Annotated in this window: 14 protein-coding genes and 2 pseudogenes; all 16 read left to right on the top strand. The window is 75.3% G+C overall.

From position 1 onward, the window contains the following. Window positions 1-1,693, top strand: a 1,693-nt coding sequence (locus CITRIK5_RS05490) for a Mur ligase family protein (protein WP_159833219.1), incomplete at its 5' end; no start/stop codon positions are given. After that, a complete protein-coding gene (gene murF, locus CITRIK5_RS05485) occupies window positions 1,690-3,204 on the top strand; it encodes a UDP-N-acetylmuramoyl-tripeptide--D-alanyl-D-alanine ligase (RefSeq protein WP_095694686.1) in 1,515 nt (504 codons plus the stop codon). The genes CITRIK5_RS05490 and murF, both read left to right, overlap by 4 nt. Further along, on the top strand, window positions 3,201-4,328 hold the full coding sequence (gene mraY, locus CITRIK5_RS05480; protein ID WP_044659502.1) for a phospho-N-acetylmuramoyl-pentapeptide-transferase: 1,128 nt from the start codon (window positions 3,201-3,203) through the stop codon (window positions 4,326-4,328). The genes murF and mraY overlap by 4 nt, the downstream gene beginning before the upstream one ends. Next, window positions 4,325-5,920, top strand: a complete 1,596-nt coding sequence (gene murD, locus CITRIK5_RS05475) for a UDP-N-acetylmuramoyl-L-alanine--D-glutamate ligase (RefSeq protein ID WP_044659503.1) — start codon at window positions 4,325-4,327, stop codon at window positions 5,918-5,920. The genes mraY and murD overlap by 4 nt, the downstream gene beginning before the upstream one ends. Before the next feature lie 44 nt (window positions 5,921-5,964). Further along, window positions 5,965-7,098, top strand: a pseudogene (locus CITRIK5_RS05470) (FtsW/RodA/SpoVE family cell cycle protein); the annotation flags it as partial. 154 nt (window positions 7,099-7,252) lie between these two features. Then, window positions 7,253-8,383 (top strand): undecaprenyldiphospho-muramoylpentapeptide beta-N-acetylglucosaminyltransferase, encoded by a 1,131-nt coding sequence (murG, locus tag CITRIK5_RS05465; RefSeq protein ID WP_036314165.1) that lies wholly within the window; start codon window positions 7,253-7,255, stop codon window positions 8,381-8,383. Continuing rightward, a complete protein-coding gene (murC, locus tag CITRIK5_RS05460) occupies window positions 8,380-9,867 on the top strand; it encodes a UDP-N-acetylmuramate--L-alanine ligase (protein WP_095694684.1) in 1,488 nt (495 codons plus the stop codon). The genes murG and murC overlap by 4 nt, the downstream gene beginning before the upstream one ends. 53 nt (window positions 9,868-9,920) lie before the next feature. Continuing rightward, complete coding sequence (locus CITRIK5_RS05455; protein WP_179288578.1) at window positions 9,921-10,649, top strand: cell division protein FtsQ/DivIB; 729 nt, start codon at window positions 9,921-9,923, stop codon at window positions 10,647-10,649. 317 nt (window positions 10,650-10,966) lie between these two features. Beyond that, window positions 10,967-12,207 (top strand): annotated as a pseudogene (ftsZ, locus tag CITRIK5_RS05450) (cell division protein FtsZ). Then, window positions 12,204-13,025, top strand: a complete 822-nt coding sequence (locus CITRIK5_RS05445) for a polyphenol oxidase family protein (RefSeq protein ID WP_095694683.1) — start codon at window positions 12,204-12,206, stop codon at window positions 13,023-13,025. Before ftsZ ends, CITRIK5_RS05445 begins: the two are co-directional and overlap by 4 nt. Then, window positions 13,022-13,810, top strand: coding sequence for a YggS family pyridoxal phosphate-dependent enzyme (locus CITRIK5_RS05440; protein ID WP_095694682.1), 789 nt, complete (start codon window positions 13,022-13,024; stop codon window positions 13,808-13,810). The genes CITRIK5_RS05445 and CITRIK5_RS05440 overlap by 4 nt, the downstream gene beginning before the upstream one ends. 110 nt (window positions 13,811-13,920) lie before the next feature. Next, window positions 13,921-14,553, top strand: coding sequence for a cell division protein SepF (sepF, locus tag CITRIK5_RS05435; protein WP_095694681.1), 633 nt, complete (start codon window positions 13,921-13,923; stop codon window positions 14,551-14,553). Between the two features lie 7 nt (window positions 14,554-14,560). Continuing rightward, window positions 14,561-14,857 carry a YggT family protein gene (locus CITRIK5_RS05430; RefSeq protein ID WP_049146938.1) on the top strand — a complete coding sequence of 99 codons (297 nt, stop codon included), beginning with the start codon at window positions 14,561-14,563 and terminating at the stop codon, window positions 14,855-14,857. 139 nt (window positions 14,858-14,996) lie between these two features. Further along, window positions 14,997-15,596, top strand: coding sequence for a DivIVA domain-containing protein (locus CITRIK5_RS05425; protein ID WP_036314182.1), 600 nt, complete (start codon window positions 14,997-14,999; stop codon window positions 15,594-15,596). Window positions 15,597-15,652: 56 nt separating this feature from the next. Next, on the top strand, window positions 15,653-16,123 hold the full coding sequence (gene lspA / locus CITRIK5_RS05420; protein WP_036314214.1) for a signal peptidase II: 471 nt from the start codon (window positions 15,653-15,655) through the stop codon (window positions 16,121-16,123). Window positions 16,124-16,127: 4 nt separating this feature from the next. After that, on the top strand, window positions 16,128-17,090 hold the full coding sequence (locus CITRIK5_RS05415; protein ID WP_078025836.1) for an RluA family pseudouridine synthase: 963 nt from the start codon (window positions 16,128-16,130) through the stop codon (window positions 17,088-17,090). Window positions 17,091-17,159 lie beyond the last annotated feature (69 nt).

The following is a 17,159-nucleotide window of genomic DNA, read 5'->3' as shown; positions in this document are numbered from 1 at the left end:
CTCCCACACCCCCGCCACGCCCTGGCCCGCCCTCGCACAGGCGCTGGCCGGGGCGGGGATCGCGGCCCACGTCCACGGCGCGGCCCCGGCCGACGGCGTCACGGGGGTCAGCCTCGACTCGCGTGTCGTGCGCCCGGGCGACCTCTACGTCGCCGTCCCGGGGGCGCGCGCCCACGGCGCGGCGTTCGCGGCCACGGCGCTGGAGGCCGGCGCCGTCGGCGTCCTGACGGACGCGGCGGGCCGCGCGCTCCTGGCGGAGCAGGGCCTGGCCGACGTCCCGGTGCTCGAGGTCGACGCCGTGCGCACCGCCGCCGGCACCGTGGCGGCCCGCGTCTACGGCGGCGGGGGCGACGCCGGCCCGCGCCTGCTCGGCGTGACCGGCACCAACGGCAAGACCACCACGAGCTTCCTCGCCGCCGCCCTGCTCGAGGCCCTGGGGCGCCGGTCGGGCATCGTGGGCACGATCCTGATCCGCGCGGGGGAGCGGGAGGTCCCCTCCACGCTCACCACGCCCGAGGCCACCCAGCTGCACGCCCTCATGGCGCTCATGCGCGAGGAGGAGGTGGACACCGCCGTCATGGAGGTCTCCTCCCACGCCGTGGCGTACCAGCGGATCGCCGGCCTGCGCTACGCGGTGGCCGGGTTCACCAACCTGACCCAGGACCACCTGGACATGCACGGCTCGATGCAGGAGTACTTCGCGGCCAAGGCCGGTCTGTTCGACCCCGCCCGCACCGACCACGCCGTCATCACGCTCGACGGCGGCGAGGGGCCCCGCTGGGGCGTCGCCATGGCCCGGGCCGCCGGCGCTCCCGTCACCACGCTCGCCCTCGGGCCGGCCGCGCCGACGCCGGGCGCCCTGGCCGAGCACGACCCGGGCCTCCGGGCGGACTGGGAGGTCGCCGAGCTCGCGCCGGACGGCCTCGGCCACCGCTTCACGCTGCGCCACGCGGCCACGGGCCGGGAGCTGCGGGCCTCCGTCGGTCTGCCGGGCCGCTTCAACGTGGCCAACGCGGCCCTGGCGGTCCTGCTCGTGCTGCACGCCGTGGGGGAGGAGCACCTGGACGCGCTCGCCGCCGTCCTGGACGTGCCCGCGGGCGAGGGCCCTCTGGCCGCCGCCGTCCCGGGACGGATGGAGGTCGTGGGCCGCGAGCCGGACGCCGTCGTCGACTTCGCGCACAACCCGGACGGCATGGTCCAGGCACTGCGCTCCCTCGCCGACGCCCGGGCGGCGGCCGGGACGCGCGGGCGCACCCTGATCGTGTTCGGCTCCGCCGGTGACCGTGACCGTGACAAGCGGCCCGTGATGGGCGCGATCGCGGCCCGGGCGGCGGATGTGGTGATCGTCACCGACGACACCCCCCACTCGGAGGACCCGGCCCCGATCCGTGCCCACATCCTCGCCGGCGCCCGCGCCGAGGCCGACCGCATCGCGCGGGAGGAGGGCCGCACGGTCGTGATCGAGGAGGTGGCCGACCGTGCCGCGGCCATCCGCCGCGCCGTGGAGCTGGCGGGGCCGCAGGACGGCATCCTCCTGGCCGGCCGCGGACACGAGACCACGATGGACTACGACGGCGAGCTCGTCCCGCTGGACGACCGGGTGGCCCTCCGCGAGGCCCTGGCCGCCCGTGTCGCGGCGGCCTCCGCCTCGGGCTCCGGCCCCGCCCGCGAGGGTAAGGTCATCGAGTCATGATCGCTCTCACCGCAGCCCAGATCGCCGAGGCCGTGTCCGGCACGCTCTCGGCCACCCTCGACCCCGCCACCGTGCTGGTGCACGTCACCCCCGACTCGCGGGAGGTCACCGCCGAGGGCACGCTCTACGTGGCGAAGCCGGGGGAGCGCGCCGACGGCCACGACTTCATCGACGCCGCGCTGGGCGCCGGCGCCGCCGCCGTGCTCGCCGAGCGCGCCACGCACGCCCCCGACGGCGCCGCGCACCCGGCGATCCTCGTGGAGGACGCCGTGCTCGCGATGGGCGCGCTCGCCCGGGAGGTCGTGCGCCGCGTCCGGGAGCACTCCCCGACCACCGTCATCGGCATCACCGGCTCGGCCGGCAAGACCACCACGAAGGACCTGCTCGCCGCCCTGCTGGCCACCCAGGGCCCCACCGTCGCACCGGTCGGCTCGTACAACGGCGAGGTCGGCGTGCCGCTCACGGTGTTCCGGGCGGAGCTGGACACGCGCTTCCTCGTGGTCGAGATGGGCGCGGACCACGTCGGCAACATCGCGTACCTCTGCGACCTCGTGCGCCCGGACATCGGCGTCGTGCTCATGGTGGGCACCGCCCACGCGGGCAGCTTCGGCGGCGTGGCGAACATCGCACGCACCAAGGGCGAGCTCGTGGAGGCCCTCGGCCCCGACGGCGTCGCCGTCCTCAACCTCGACGACGAGCGTGTCGCCGGCATGGCGGCGCGGACCGCCGCCCCGATCACCTGGTTCACCGCGGACGAGCGGGGCGTCGCCCGCGCGGCCGAGGACGTGTCCGCCGGCCGCGCGTCAGGCCTCGTCGCCGCACGGGACGTGCACGCCGACGACCAGGAGCGCCCCGTGTTCGACCTGCAGGTCGGGACGGAGGGGGCCGCCCTGCGGCACCCGGTCGCCTCCGGACTGACCGGCCTGCACCACGTGCACAACGTGCTGGCCGCCGCCGCGGCCGCCCACGCCGCCGGCATGGACCCGGCCGAGATCGCCCGTGGTCTCGACGGGCTCGGACCCGCCAGCCGCTTCCGAATGGAGCGCACCGACCGCGCGGACGGCGTCACGGTCATCAACGACGCGTACAACGCCAACCCCGAGTCCATGCGCGCCGCGCTCCGGACGCTGGCCACCCTCGGCCGCTCCAGCGGCCGCCGCACCTGGGCCGTCCTGGGGGAGATGCTCGAACTCGGCGATGCCCGCGTCCGTGAGCACACCCTCGTGGGCGAGTCCGTGGTGCGCCTGAACATCGCCCAGCTGCTGGTGGTGGGCGCCGGAGCCCGGCCGCTCTACATCGGCGCCCTCAACGAGGGCAGCTGGGGCGAAGAGGCGCACTTCGTCGACGACGCCGCGCAGGCCGAGGCGTTCCTCACCGAGCACCTGCGCCCCGGCGACCTTGTCCTCGTCAAGTCCTCCAACGGCGTCGGGCTCGCGGCCCTCGGCGAGCGCCTCGCCACGGCCGACGCCGTCGCCGCCCCCTCCGCCTCCCCGAAGGAGTCCCGACCGTGATCGGACTGCTCATCGGCGGCGTGCTCGGCCTGGTCCTCTCGGCCGCCGGCACCCCGCTGTTCATCCGGTTCCTCGTCAAGCGCGGGTACGGCCAGTTCGTCCGCGACGACGGCCCGACCACCCACAAGACCAAGCGCGGCACGCCCACGATGGGCGGCGCGGTCATCATCGGGTCCCTCGTGCTGGCGTACCTGATCACCCACGGGCTGCTCGCCCTGCTCGGCGTCGACTTCGGCGGGCCCACGGCCTCCGGCCTCATCCTGCTGCTGCTCACCGTGGGCATGGCCTTCGTCGGGTTCGTGGACGACTTCACGAAGATCACGAAGCAGCGCTCGCTCGGCCTGACGCCGCGCGGCAAGATCATCCTCCAGGCCCTGATCGGCACCGCCTTCGCCGTCCTCGCCCTGAACTTCCCGGACGAGCGGGGCCTGACCCCCGCCTCGACGGCGATCTCCTTCGCCCGGGACATCCCGTGGCTCGACCTGGCCTTCGCCGGACCTGCGATCGGCGTCATCCTGTTCGTGATCTGGTCGAACCTCATCACCACCGCCACCACGAACGCCGTGAACCTCACGGACGGCCTCGACGGGCTCGCCACGGGCGCCACCGCCATGATCACGGGCGCCTACGTCCTGATGTCGCTCTTCCAGGCGAGCCAGTCCTGTGCGCTCGAGGGCACCCGCGGCTGCTACGAGGTCCGCGACCCCATGGACCTCGCCCTGCTCGCGGCGATCCTCACGGGCAGCCTGCTGGGGTTCCTCTGGTGGAACACCTCCCCGGCCAAGATCTTCATGGGGGACACCGGCTCCCTGGGCCTGGGCGGCGCCCTGGCCGGCTTCGCGATCTTCACGCGCACCGAGATCCTGGTGGCCGTGCTGGCCGGCCTCATGGTCGCGATCACCCTCTCCGTCATCATCCAGGTGGGCTGGTTCAAGGTCTCCGGCGGCAAGCGCGTGTTCCTCATGGCGCCGCTGCAGCACCACTTCGAGCTCAAGGGCTGGGCCGAGGTGACCGTCGTGGTCCGCTTCTGGCTGCTGTCCCTGATGTGCGTCACCGTGGGGCTCGCGATCTTCTACGGCGACTGGCTCATCCGCCAGGGCGGCCTCGCGGGGGTGACCCCGTGACCGGCCCCGCGTCCGACGCCGCGCCCGCACCGGTGCGCCGGCCCCGCGCCGACACCGCCCGCACCGCCGACCTCACGTCCTGGGACGCCCCGGGGTGGGCCGGCCTGCGCGTCGTCGTCACGGGCCTGGGCGTCACCGGCTTCTCCGTGGCCGACACCCTGGCCGAGCTGGGCGCCGCCGTCGTGGTGGTGGACGGCGACGGCGGCCCGGAGAACCGGGCGCGCGCCGAGACCCTGCGGATCGTGGGGGTCCGCGAGGTCCTGCTCGACCGGGCGGCCACGCAGGCGCTGCCCGAGGTCGACGGCGCCGCCGCGGACCTCGTCGTGACCTCCCCGGGCTGGCGGCCGGACCAGCCGCTGCTGATGGCCGCCCACGCGGCGGGCCTGCCGATCTGGTCCGACGTCGAACTGGCCTGGCGGCTGCGCGAGCGCGCCGGGCGGAAGACCGCCGACTGGGTGTGCCTGACGGGCACGAACGGCAAGACGACCACCGTGACGATGGTCGAGGCCATCCTGCGGGCGGACGGCCGTCGGGCGGTGGCCTGCGGCAACGTCGGCACCCCCGTGCTCGACGCGATCCGCGACCCGGAGGGTTTCGACGTGCTCGCCCTCGAGCTCTCCAGCTTCCAGCTGCACTGGACGCACGGCCTGGCCCCGGCCTCGTCCGCGGTGCTGAACCTCGCCGAGGACCACGTGGACTGGCACGGCTCGATGGACGAGTACGCCGCCGCCAAGGGCAAGGTGTATGCGAACACGCGGGTGGCCTGCGTGTTCAACGAGCAGGACCCGCTGACCCGCACCCTCGTGGAACGCGCGGACGTCCAGGAGGGCTGCCGCGCGATCGGCTTCACCACGGACACCCCGGGCCTGTCCGACATCGGCGTCGTGGACGGGATCCTCGTGGACCGTGCGTTCCTGGACAACCGGCGTCACGAGGCGATCGCCCTGGCCGAGCGCGCCGACCTGGGCCCGGTGGCGCCGCGCCACACCATGGCCAACGCGGCCGCCGCGGCGGCGCTGACCCGGGCCGTCGGGGTGAGCCCCGCGGCCGTGGCCGAGGGCCTGCGCGCCTACGACCGCGGCGAGCACCGCATCCAGCTCGTGGCCACCTCCCGCGACGTCATGTGGGTCAACGACTCCAAGGCGACGAACCCGCACGCCGCGGACGCGTCGCTGGCGGCGTTCAGCTCCGTGGTGTGGCTGGCCGGCGGCCTACCCAAGGGCGTGACCTATCACGAGCTGGTGGCCGCGCACGCCGACCGGCTCCGCGCGGTGGTGCTCCTGGGCAGGGACACCTCGGCCCTGCGCGCGGCCCTGGCCGCGCACGCCCCCGAGGTCCCCGTCCACGCCCCCCTCACCGCGGCCGACGGCACCGGCCCCGCCGACGGTGCGGCCGTGATGGCCGAGGCGGTGCGCGTGGCCGACGGCCTGGCCCGCCCCGGCGACACCGTGCTCATGGCGCCCGCCGCGGCGTCGATGGACCAGTTCCGCTCCTACGCGGCCCGCGGCGAGGCGTTCATCGAGGCCGTCGCCGGGCTGATGCGCGAGCACGGCTGGGACGTGCACGACGACGCCGCGCCCGACGCCGACTGACCCGCCGCCCACCCGACCGTCTCGCTTCCCCCGTGAGGAGGGCCATGTCCCCGATCGAGCTCCGCCCGGTGCGCTCCGGCGCGGACGACGACGCCCCCGAGCATCGGGAACGGCTCCTGCGCCGGATGTGGCGGGTCCTCGAGGGTCGCCGCGCCCTCGACCTGTCGGTCCTGCTCATCAGCGGCTGCACCGCCCTGCTCACGGTGCTGGGCCTCGTGATGGTGCTCTCCTCGTCCTCCGTCGAGGCGATCGGCACCGGCGGCGGCTCGTACGCCCTGTTCCTGCGCCAGACCGCCTGGGCGGTGGCGGGCGTGGCGGCCCTGCTCGTGTTCTCGCGCCTGCCGGTGCGCGTCCTCAAGGCGATGGCCTGGCCGGCGTTCGGCGTGGCCGTGATCCTGCTCGCGCTGGTCGCGTTCTCCCCGCTCGGCGTCACCGTGGGCGGCAATCGCAACTGGCTGGGCATCGGGGGGTTCCGGATGCAGCCCTCCGAGGCCGCCAAGCTCGCCCTGGCCCTGTGGGCGGCGGCGGTCCTGGAGCGCAAGCACCGCCTCGTCACCCAGGTGCGGCACGCGCTGATCCCGGTGCTGCCCGGCGGCCTGCTGCTGCTGGGCCTGGTGATGGCGGGCAGCGACCTCGGGACCGCGATCATCCTCGCGATCGTGCTGGCCACGGTGCTGTACGTGGCCGGCACCCACTGGGGGGTCTTCCTCACCTTCCTGGCGCTGAGCGTGCTGGGCATCCTGGCCCTGACCCTCCTCGCCCCGCACCGCATGGTCCGGGTGCAGGCCTGGATGGGGGACTGCTCCGACGCCACCGACCCCTGCTTCCAGCCGGCGCACGGGATGTACGCCCTGGCCTCCGGCGGCTGGTGGGGCGCGGGCCTCGGCCAGTCCCGCCAGAAGTGGAGCTACATCCCGGAGGCCGAGAACGACTTCATCTTCACCATCCTCGGCGAGGAGCTCGGACTCGTGGGCACGCTGGTGGTGCTGCTGGCCTACCTCGGCCTGGCGATCGGCATCTACCGCGTCGCCGCCGGGACCACGTCCACGTTCATCCGCCTCTCGACGTGGGGGATCCTGGCCTGGCTGGTGGGTCAGGCGGCCGTCAACATCGCGATGGTCTCCGGGATCATCCCCGTGGTGGGCGTCCCGCTGCCCTTCATCTCCTATGGTGGTTCCGCGCTCACCCTGTCCTTGAGCGCGGTCGGCATCGTGCTGGCCTTCGCCCGGCACGAGCGCCGCCGTGCCGTCCAGCCGGACGCCCGCCCGCAGGCGGACGAGCCGGACACCGACCCCCTCCCCGTGATCCCACCCCCGCCCTCCAGGAGCCCCGATGACGCAGACCTCTCATCCCTCCGGACCCCTGCGGGTGGTGCTGGCCGGCGGCGGCACCGCCGGCCACATCTCCCCGATGCTCGCGATCGCCCGCGCCCTGGAGGGCGACGGCGGCGGTCCCGTCGAGTGCACCATGGTCGGCACCGCCTCCGGCATGGAGACGCGTCTCGTCCCCGAGGCGGGCTACGAGCTCGACCTGATCGACCGGGTCCCGATGCCGCGCCGCCCGTCGATGGACGTCGTCCGCTTCCCGGCCCGCATGCGCGCCGCGGTCGCGACGGCGGCCCGGATCCTGCGGGACCGGCGCGCCGACGTCGTCGTGGGTGTGGGCGGCTACGTCGCGACCCCCGTGTACCTCGCGGCGTTCCGGGCCGGTGTGCCCGTGGTGGTCCACGAGGCCAACGCCCGCCCCGGCCTGGCCAACCGCATCGGCGCCCTGCGGGCCGCGCACGTCGGCACCGCCCTGCCGGACACCCGCCTCCGCGGCGCCCGCTGGGTGGGCATGCCGATGCGCCCCGAGATCTCCGGCCTGGACCGGGCGGCCGCCCGCCGTGCCGCCCGTGAGGCCCTCGGCCTCGACCCGGACCGGACCACCGTCGTGGTGACCGGCGGCAGCTCGGGTGCGCTGGCCGTGAACCGCACCGTGCGCGCCGCGCTGGGCGACCTCCTGGACGCCGGTCTGCAGGTATTCCACCTGACCGGTCGGGACAAGGCCCTCACCGAGGACGACGGCAGCCTGCTGGTCCGGGACGGCTACGTCCAGCGGGAGTACCTGGCGGGCATGGAGCAGGCCTACGCCGCCGCCGACCTGATCGTCGCCCGCTCGGGCGCCGGCACGGTCTGCGAGGTGTCCGCGGTCGGCCTGCCCGCCGTCTACGTCCCCCTGCCCATCGGCAACGGCGAGCAGGCGCTCAACGCCCGCCCCGTGGTGGAGGCGGAGGGCGCGCTGCTCGTCCGCGACGACGCCTTCGGGCGCGCGTGGGTGCAGCGTCAGCTGATCCCGCTGGCGACCGACCCTGAGCGTCTCGCGCGCATGGGGGAGGCGGCCGCCCGCTTCGGCGTCCGGGACGCGGACGTCACCATGGCCGGCCTCGTGCGCTCGGCCGCCCAGGAAGGAGCCCGGCGATGAGCCGAGACGAGAGCACCCGTCCCGCGGCCGAGGGCCGCTTCGCCGACCTGGGCCGCGTCCACCTGCTGGGGATCGGCGGCGTCGGCGTGTCGGGGGTCGCCCGCATCCTCCAGGAGCAGGGCGTCGCGGTGTCCGGCTCCGACGCGAAGGACCTGCCCGTGATGCGCGAGCTCGCCGCGGGCGGCGCCCGGATCACGGTCGGCTACGACGCCGCGCACCTCGGCCGGGACGTCACCACGGTGATCGCCTCCTCGATCGCCGGGCCGGGCAACCCGGAGCACGACGCCGCCGTGGCGCGCGGACTGCGCGTGCTGCACCGTTCCGAGGGCCTCGCCCTGGCCATGCGCGGCCACCGGGTGCTGGCCGTCGCCGGCACGCACGGGAAGACCACCACGTCCTCCATGGCCGCCATGGCCTTCTCCGACGCCGGCTGGGACCCCACGTTCGCGGTCGGCGCCGCCGTCGCCGGGCTCGGCACCAACGCCCGGGCGGGCCAGGGCGAGTGGTTCATCGCGGAGGCCGACGAGTCCGACGGCACCCTGGTGAACTACCCGAGCACGGTCGGGATCGTCACGACCGTGGAGGCCGACCACCTGGACCACTACGGGACCGAGGAGGCGGTGCACCAGGTCTTCCGGGACTTCGCGGGCGGGCTGCCGGCCGCCGCCCAGGGCGGGGTCCTCGTGGCCTGCCTCGACGACGCCGGCGCGGCGGACCTGGCCGCGTGGGCACGGGAGCACGCGGCCGCCGACGTCGTGACCTACGGCTCGGCGCCCCGTGACGGCGTGGCGCCGGACCTGCTGGTCACCGACCTCGCGGTGGAGCCGGGCGAGACCGGAGTGGGCCAGCGCGCCACGTTCCGGATGGCGGACGGCCCGGAGCGCACCCTGCACCTGCAGGTGCCCGGCCGCCACAACGCGCTGAACGCCGCCGCCGTGGTCCTGGCCGCCGTCCGGGCGGGCATGGCCTTCGAGGCCGCCGTGCGGGGCGTGGAGGCCTTCCGGGGCACGGCCCGCCGCTTCGAGTTCCGCGGCGCCGCGCGCGGCGTGCGGGTCTTCGACGACTACGCGCACCATCCCACGGAGGTGGCCGCCGCGGTCTCCGCCGGCCGTGCCGTGGCCGGCGACGCCCGCGTGCACGTCCTGTTCCAGCCCCACCTGTTCTCCCGCACCCGGGACTTCGCCGCCGAGTTCGCCGCCGCCCTCTCCGGGGCGGACGCGGTGCGCGTGCTGCCCGTGTACGCGGCTCGGGAGGAGCCGATGCACGGCGTCGACTCGTCCCTCATCGCGTCCCGCCTCACCACGGGCGCCGCCGAGGACCGTGTCGTCGCCGAGGACCGCGCCGAGGCGGTGCGCTCGCTCGCGGCGGGCGCCACGGCCGGCGACGTCGTCCTGACGATGGGCGCGGGGGACGTGACCGCCCTGGGCCCGGACCTGCTGGCCGAGCTCGGCCGGGACGCGGCGCCCGGCGTCGCCCACCCGTGAGGCTCGGCCGCGGGACGCCGCCGGTCGCTCCGGCCGGGGCCGACGCCTCCACCGTGGTCCGATTCCCGGGCCGCACCGCGCGCCGGCGCCGCGCCACGCGCTGGGGTGTGGCGGCCGCGGTGCTCGCGGTGCTGACCGTCCTGGGCTGGGTCGTGTTCTTCTCGCCCGTGCTCGCGGTGGACCGCGTCGAGGTCACCGGCACCCGCCATGTCTCCGCCACCGACGTCCAGGAGCGCCTGGAGCCCGTGTACGGCGTGCCGCTGTCCCGCGTCGGCGCCGGCCGTGTGGGCGAGCTGGTCGGTGGTCTGCCCGGAGTGGCCGAGGTCCAGACCGTGCCCCGCCTGCCCACCGGCCTGGAGGTCGCGGTCCGGGAGCACGAGGCGCGGGCCCGGCGGGACGGCGACGACGGCGTGCAGCTGCTGCTCGCGGACGGCACCGTCCTGACGGGAGTGCCGGAGGAACGGCTCGAGGGCGAGGACCTCCCCGCGTTCTCGGAGGAGCTGCCGCAGCGGGCGCAGGAGGAGCGCGCCGAGGTGGCCGAGGTGCTGGCCGCCCTGCCGGAGTCCGTAGCGGATCGTGTCGAGACGGCCGACTCCCGGGGCCCGGGCCAGGTCCGTCTGGCGCTTGAGGGCGGGGTGACCCTGGTCTGGGGCGACGCGCAGGACGCCGGTCTCAAGGGGTCCGTGGCCGAGGCGTTCCTGGCGGACGAGCGGCACGGATCCGCGGCGGGCGGCGTCGCCGAGATCGACGTCTCCGTGCCCACGCGGCCGATCACGCGCTGAACCGGGGCCACAGGAGTCTCCAGTAGAACGTGAAGGTGAAGGTCGGGGCGCGGGACCTCGTGCGAGTCGGGGGGTCCTCACCGCGGCTGCTGGTCCTTCGAGTCTCACGTGAAAGTTGATGTTGAGGCCGTCTTTTCCGCGTGGAAACGCCGTTTTCTTTTGCACGTGACGCGGGCCTCCCAGTACGGTGGACCCGAACGCGCGCGAGGCTCGCTTCACGCTGTGCTTGAAGGTGTCCACCCCGGGTGGCCGCCGATCACCGGGGCGATGTGCCTCGCGCTGACCTCTCGAGATCTCGAACAAAGGGAACCAACACCGTGGCTGCACCCCAGAACTACCTGGCCGTCATCAAGGTCGTCGGCATCGGCGGCGGCGGCGTGAACGCCGTGAACCGCATGATCGAGGTGGGGCTCCGCGGCGTGGAGTTCATCGCCATCAACACGGACGCCCAGGCGCTGCTGATGTCGGACGCGGACGTGAAGCTGGACGTGGGCCGCGAGCTCACCCGTGGACTCGGCGCGGGCGCGAACCCCGAGGTCGGCCGCCAGGCCGCCGAGGACCACGCGGAGGAGATCGAGGAGGTCCTGCGGGGCGCGGACATGGTGTTCGTGACCGCGGGCGAGGGCGGCGGCACCGGCACCGGCGGAGCGCCCGTCGTGGCCCGCATCGCGCGCTCGCTCGGCGCCCTGACCATCGGCGTCGTGACCCGTCCGTTCACGTTCGAGGGCCGCCGTCGCGCCGGCTCCGCCGAGGCGGGCATCGACGCCCTGCGGGACGAGGTCGACACCCTCATCGTGATCCCGAACGACCGCCTGCTGTCCATCTCGGACCGCAACGTCTCGGTCATGGACGCCTTCCGTCAGGCGGACCAGGTGCTCCTCTCCGGCGTCCAGGGCATCACCGACCTGATCACCACCCCGGGCCTGATCAACCTCGACTTCGCGGACGTGAAGTCCGTGATGCAGGGCGCGGGCTCCGCGCTCATGGGCATCGGCCACGCGCAGGGCGAGGACCGCGCCGTCAAGGCGGCCGAGCTGGCGATCGCCTCGCCGCTGCTCGAGGCCTCCATCGACGGCGCGTACGGCGTGCTGCTCTCCATCCAGGGCGGCTCCGACCTCGGCCTCTTCGAGATCAACGAGGCCGCGCGCCTGGTCCAGGAGGTCGCCCACCCGGAGGCCAACATCATCTTCGGCGCGGTCATCGACGACGCCCTCGGCGACGAGGTGCGCGTGACCGTGATCGCCGCGGGCTTCGACAAGGTGGACGTCACCTCCGCCCCGGCCGCCCCGCAGGCCGCGCAGCAGCAGGCGGCCCCGCAGCGGGCCGCGGCCCCCGCGCAGCCACAGCCGCCCCCGCGCAGCCACAGCCCGTCCCCGCCCAGCCTCAGCCCGCCGCCCCGGCCCAGCCGCAGCAGGCCGAGCGCCCCGCCGTGCGCGGCACCGTGCCGCTGGCCCCGCAGGAGCAGCAGCCGCGCCGCCAGCAGGACCTGCCCACCGTGGTGGAGCCGGACCTCGGCGCCGGGTCCTCGGACCTGGACGTCCCGGACTTCCTCAAGTGACGGCCGCGGAGGGGCCGGCCGGGACCACACGGGTCCCCGCCGGCCCCTTCGTGCACCGCGAGACCGTCCGCACCGCGACGGGCGCCGTGCACGTCGCCTGGACCTCCGTGGCCGCCGGCAACCTCGCGCTGCACGTGGTCCCGCCGGACGAGGCCGAGGGGCTCGCCCGCGTCAGCGCCGCCCGCCGCGCCCTGGAGCGCGTGATGGGGGTCCCCGAGGGCGCCACGCTCTATCTGGACCAGGTGCACTCGGCCGACGTCGTGTGGGCGGACGGGCCCGGGCGCGGCGGTGCCCCGGCCCCCGTGGCCGACGCCGCCGTGAGCCGCGACGGGTCCCGGCCGCTGGCCGTCATGGTGGCCGACTGCCTCCCCGTGGTCCTCGTCGACGAGACGACCGGCGCGACCGCCGTGGCCCACGCCGGGCGACGCGGGCTGCTGGACGGCGTCCTGGAGGCGACCGTCGATCGGCTGCTCTCCCTGCGTCCGGAGGCCGACCGGACCGGTCCCGGCCTGCGCGCCTGGATCGGCCCCGGCGTGTGCGGCCGCTGCTACGAGGTGCCCGCGGCCATGCGCGACGACGCCGCCGCCCGCCTCCCGGCGACCGCCGCCACCACGTCCTGGGGCACCCCCGCCCTCGACCTGCCCGCCGGCGCCGCGGAGGTCCTCCGTGCCCGCGGGGTGGCCACCGCGACGATCGACGTGTGCACGCGGGAGGACGAGCGCCTGTTCTCACACCGTCGGGCGCCCGGTGAGGGCCGGTTCGCCGGCCTCGTCTGGCGCGCCGACCCCGACGCCACCACCCCGAGAGGAGACGCATGACCGCCCCCGCCACCGCCGGGCCGACCCCGACGGACCCCCGCGCCCGGGAGATCGCCGACGCGCTCGCCGCGGTGCACTCCCGCATCGCCGACGCCGCGCGGGACGCCGGGCGCGAGGCGGAGCCCGCGCTCGTCGTCGTGACCAAGACCCACCCCGCCGAGGACGTCGTGCGCCTCGCCGCGCTCGGCGTGACCGACGTGGGGGAGAACCGCGACCAGGAGGCCCGGCCCAAGGCCGAGGCCGTCGCCGCGGCCCTGGGGGCGGACGCCCCGCGCTGGCACTTCGTGGGCCAGCTGCAGACCAACAAGGCCAAGTACGTGGTGCGCTACGCGTCCGTGGTGGAGTCGGTGGACCGACCCGAACTGGCCGAGGCGCTCTCGCGGGCGCTCGTGCTGCGGCGCGAGCGCGAGCCCGAGGCCGCGATCCCCGACCTGGAGTGCCTCGTGCAGGTGGATGTCGACGACCGCGCCGACGAGGACCGTCCCGAGGGGATCGGCCCGCGCGGCGGCGCCCGCCCCGAGGACGTCCCCGCCCTCGCGGCCGTCGTCGCCGGCCTGCCGGGCCTGCGGCTGGGCGGGCTGATGTGCGTGGCACCGCGCGGCCTGGACCCGGAGCACGCGTTCCGCAGCCTCGCCGCTCTCGGCGCGCGCGTGCGGCAGACGCATCCGGAGGCCACCGCCCTGTCCATGGGGATGAGCGCGGACCTCGAGGCGGCCGTGCGCGCCGGGGCGACACAGGTGCGCATCGGCTCCGACGTTCTGGGGGCCCGGGACGCGGTGGGCTAACGTTGACCCCGCGCGTCCCGGCGGGACGCGACAGGACCGTGCGGACGCACGCGCACCGACGACGAACGACGGCGGCCCCCGGGGCCGGAGGACGTGGTGAAGGAAGACTCATGGCTGGTGCCCTGAAGAAGACGATGATCTACCTCGGCCTGGCCGACGGCGACGAGTACGACGAGCAGCCCCGTGCCACCGAGCGGGAGACCGCGCCCCGACACGAGGTCGTCGAGGCGCGCCGCCCCGCGGAGCCGAACACCGACCCCCACATGGAGGCCGTCCGCCCCGCTGCGGTCCGCGATCCCGAGCCGGCCGATCGGCCGGAGCCCGTGACCCCGTCCGGCTCCACCGCGGCCGATCCCGTCGAACCCCGGCGTCCGGCGCGTCCCGAGCCGGCCGACCCGGGCTACCGGGCCCCGGTGACCCCCATCAAGCGAGCCGCAGCGTCGTCTGCCGAAGGAGCCTCCGTGCACACCCTGTCCACCGTCCACCCCCGCTCCTACAACGACGCGAAGGCGATCGGCGAGGCCTTCCGCTCCGGCGTCCCCGTGATCATGAACGTGACCGACCTCGGTGAGAACGAGGCCAAGCGCCTCGTGGACTTCGCGGCCGGCCTCGTCTTCGGCCTGCACGGCTCGATCTCCCGCATCACCAGCAAGGTGTTCCTGCTGACCCCGGCCACCGTGGACGTCGTCGGCGCCGAGCAGGGCGAGTCCGGCGCGGCCGACTCCCCGTTCGACGGCGACTGAGGCGCCCATGCAGCTGCTCCTCGCCCTCGCCTACCTCGCCCTGACGGTGGTGCTCGCGGCGCTGACCGTGCGGATCGTCCTGGACGTCACGCAGTCGTTCGCCCGCCACTGGCGCCCCACCGGGGCGGCCCTCGTGCTGGCCAGCGGCGTGTACGGGGCCACCGACCCGTTGCTGCGCCCCGTGCGTCGTGCCGTGCCGCCGGTGAACCTGGGCGGCATCGGCCTGGACGTGGCCTTCCTCATCGTGTTCCTCGGCGTCGTCCTGCTGCGGGTCCTGGTGCTGAGCCTGGCCGGCGTGGCCTGACCCGCGGCCCGGGGCGGCTGTCGGCCCCGGTGGTAGTCTTCGCGGCAGGATCGGCGCCGCCCCTCACCGGCGCGCCGACCGCCGACGCGCCGGGCCGCCCGGCCGTCCCCGAGCACCGAGCAGAGAGCGAGACGGTTCCATGGCGCTGTCCTGGGAAGACGTGGTCAACAAGCAGTTCCAGCCCACGAAGTTCCGCGAGGGCTACGACCAGACCGAGGTGGATGACTTCCTCGACGAGATCGTGGCGGAGTTCAAGCGCCTGATCGCCCTCAACGAGCAGCTCGAGTCCGAGAACGCGGAGCTGCGCGCCGGCGGCGCCGCCCCGGCCGCCGGCCCCGCTGCGGACACCCCGGAGGCCGCCGCGACCCCGGCCTCCGCCGAGGAGTCGGCCCCGGCCGCCGCCCCCGAGTCCGCCGACGCGGCCGCGACCTCCGCCGCCGGCGTCCTGGCCATGGCCCAGCGGCTGCACGACGAGCACGTCGCCGCGGGCGAGCAGCGCAGCACCGAGCTCGTCGCCGAGGCCGAGGCCACCGCGGCCCGGCTCGTCAGCGACGCCGAGGAGCAGAAGGCCCGCACCCTCGAAGCCCTGGCCGAGGAGAAGGCCGGCCTGGAGGGCGAGGTCGAACAGCTGCGCAGCTTCGAGACCGACTACCGCAGCCGCCTCACCTCCTACATCGAGGGCCAGCTGCGCGAGATCCGCGCCCAGAAGCGCGTCGAGCCCCCCACGCCCACGGCGTGAGCCGAGCCGTCGACGCCGCGCCGGCCCCGCGATCCCCTCGCGCGGGCCGGCGAGCCGTGCTCACCGCCCTCATCGTGGCGGTGCTGGCCTACGCCCTCGACCAGCTGACCAAGTACGCGGTCGAGAGCACGATGCAGCTGGGGGACTCCGTCGCGGTGATCCCCGGGGTGCTGCGCTGGCACTACATCCTGAACCCGGGCGCGGCCTTCTCCATCGGCGAGGACCACACCTGGGTGTTCACCATCATCCAAGCCGTGGTGGCGGTCGCCGCCCTCGTCGGGATCGCCCGCGTGCGCTCGACGCCGTGGGCCCTGGCGCTGGGCGGGCTCGCCGGCGGCGTGCTCGGCAACCTCACGGACCGGCTGTTCCGGCCCCCGGCGTTCGGGCGCGGCCACGTGGTCGACATGATCTCCGTGCCGCACTTCGCGATCTTCAACGTGGCGGACTCGTTCATCGTCTGCTCCGTCATCGGCGTCGCCCTGCTCGTGATGACCGGCCGCCGCCTGGACGGCACACGGGAGGCGTGAGGACATGGGCATGAGACCGGGACTGACCGAGCGGCTCGAGGTCACCGAGGCCGAGGCGGGCCGGAGGGTCGACGCGGTGCTCGCCGACGCGTTCGGCGTCTCCCGCTCGCTGCTGGCGGACTGGTTCTCCCGGGGCCTGGTGCGGGCCGAGTCGCGCTCCGGCCGCCGGGACCGTGTCCTGGCCAAGTCCGCGAAGGCCGTGGCGGGGGAGACCCTCGCCGTCGACGTCCCCGACGACCCCGACCCCCTGGAAGTGAGGGCAGAGCGCGTGGACGCGCTGAGCATCCTGTACGAGGACGAGGACCTGGTGGCCGTGGACAAGCCCACCGGCGTGGCCGCGCACCCCTCGCCGGGCTGGGTCGGGCCCACCGTGGTGGGCGCCCTGGCCGCCCTCGGCTACGACATCACCACCTCGGGCGCCCCTGAGCGCCAGGGGATCGTGCACCGGCTCGACGTCGGCACCACCGGGGTCATGGTCGTGGCCAAGACCGAGCGCGCCTACACGGCCATGAAGGACCAGTTCCGCGAGCGCGTGCCGGAGAAGGTCTACCACGCCGTGGTCCAGGGCATCCCGGACCCGCTGAGCGGCACCGTGGACGCGCCCATCGGGCGGCATCCCGGCCACCACTGGAAGTTCGCGGTGCTCGAGGACGGCCGGCCGTCCGTGACCCACTACGAGACGCTCGAGGTGTTCGGCCGGGCCACCCTGCTCGAGGTCCACCTGGAGACCGGGCGCACCCACCAGATCCGCGTGCACACCTCGGCGCTGCGCCACCCGTGCGTCGGCGACCTCACGTACGGGGCGGATCCGCGCCTGGCGGCCGAGCTCGGGCTGACCCGCCAGTGGCTGCACGCCCACCGCCTGGCGTTCCCGCACCCGGTCACGGGGGAGCCGGTGACGATCACCTCCCCGTATCCGGACGACCTCGCCCACGCCCTGGCGGCGCTGCGCGGCGACGAGGACTGAGCCTGCACCGTCGATGTGACCCCCGTCCCGGTCCGGCCCCGCCGCCCGGGCACCACGAGTAGGCTGGTG

This window comes from Micrococcus sp. 116 (assembly GCF_902506395.1).
In the GTDB taxonomy this organism is placed as follows: Bacteria; Actinomycetota; Actinomycetes; order Actinomycetales; family Micrococcaceae; genus Micrococcus; species Micrococcus luteus.
This window is presented reverse-complemented; position numbering and strand designations above follow the sequence as displayed.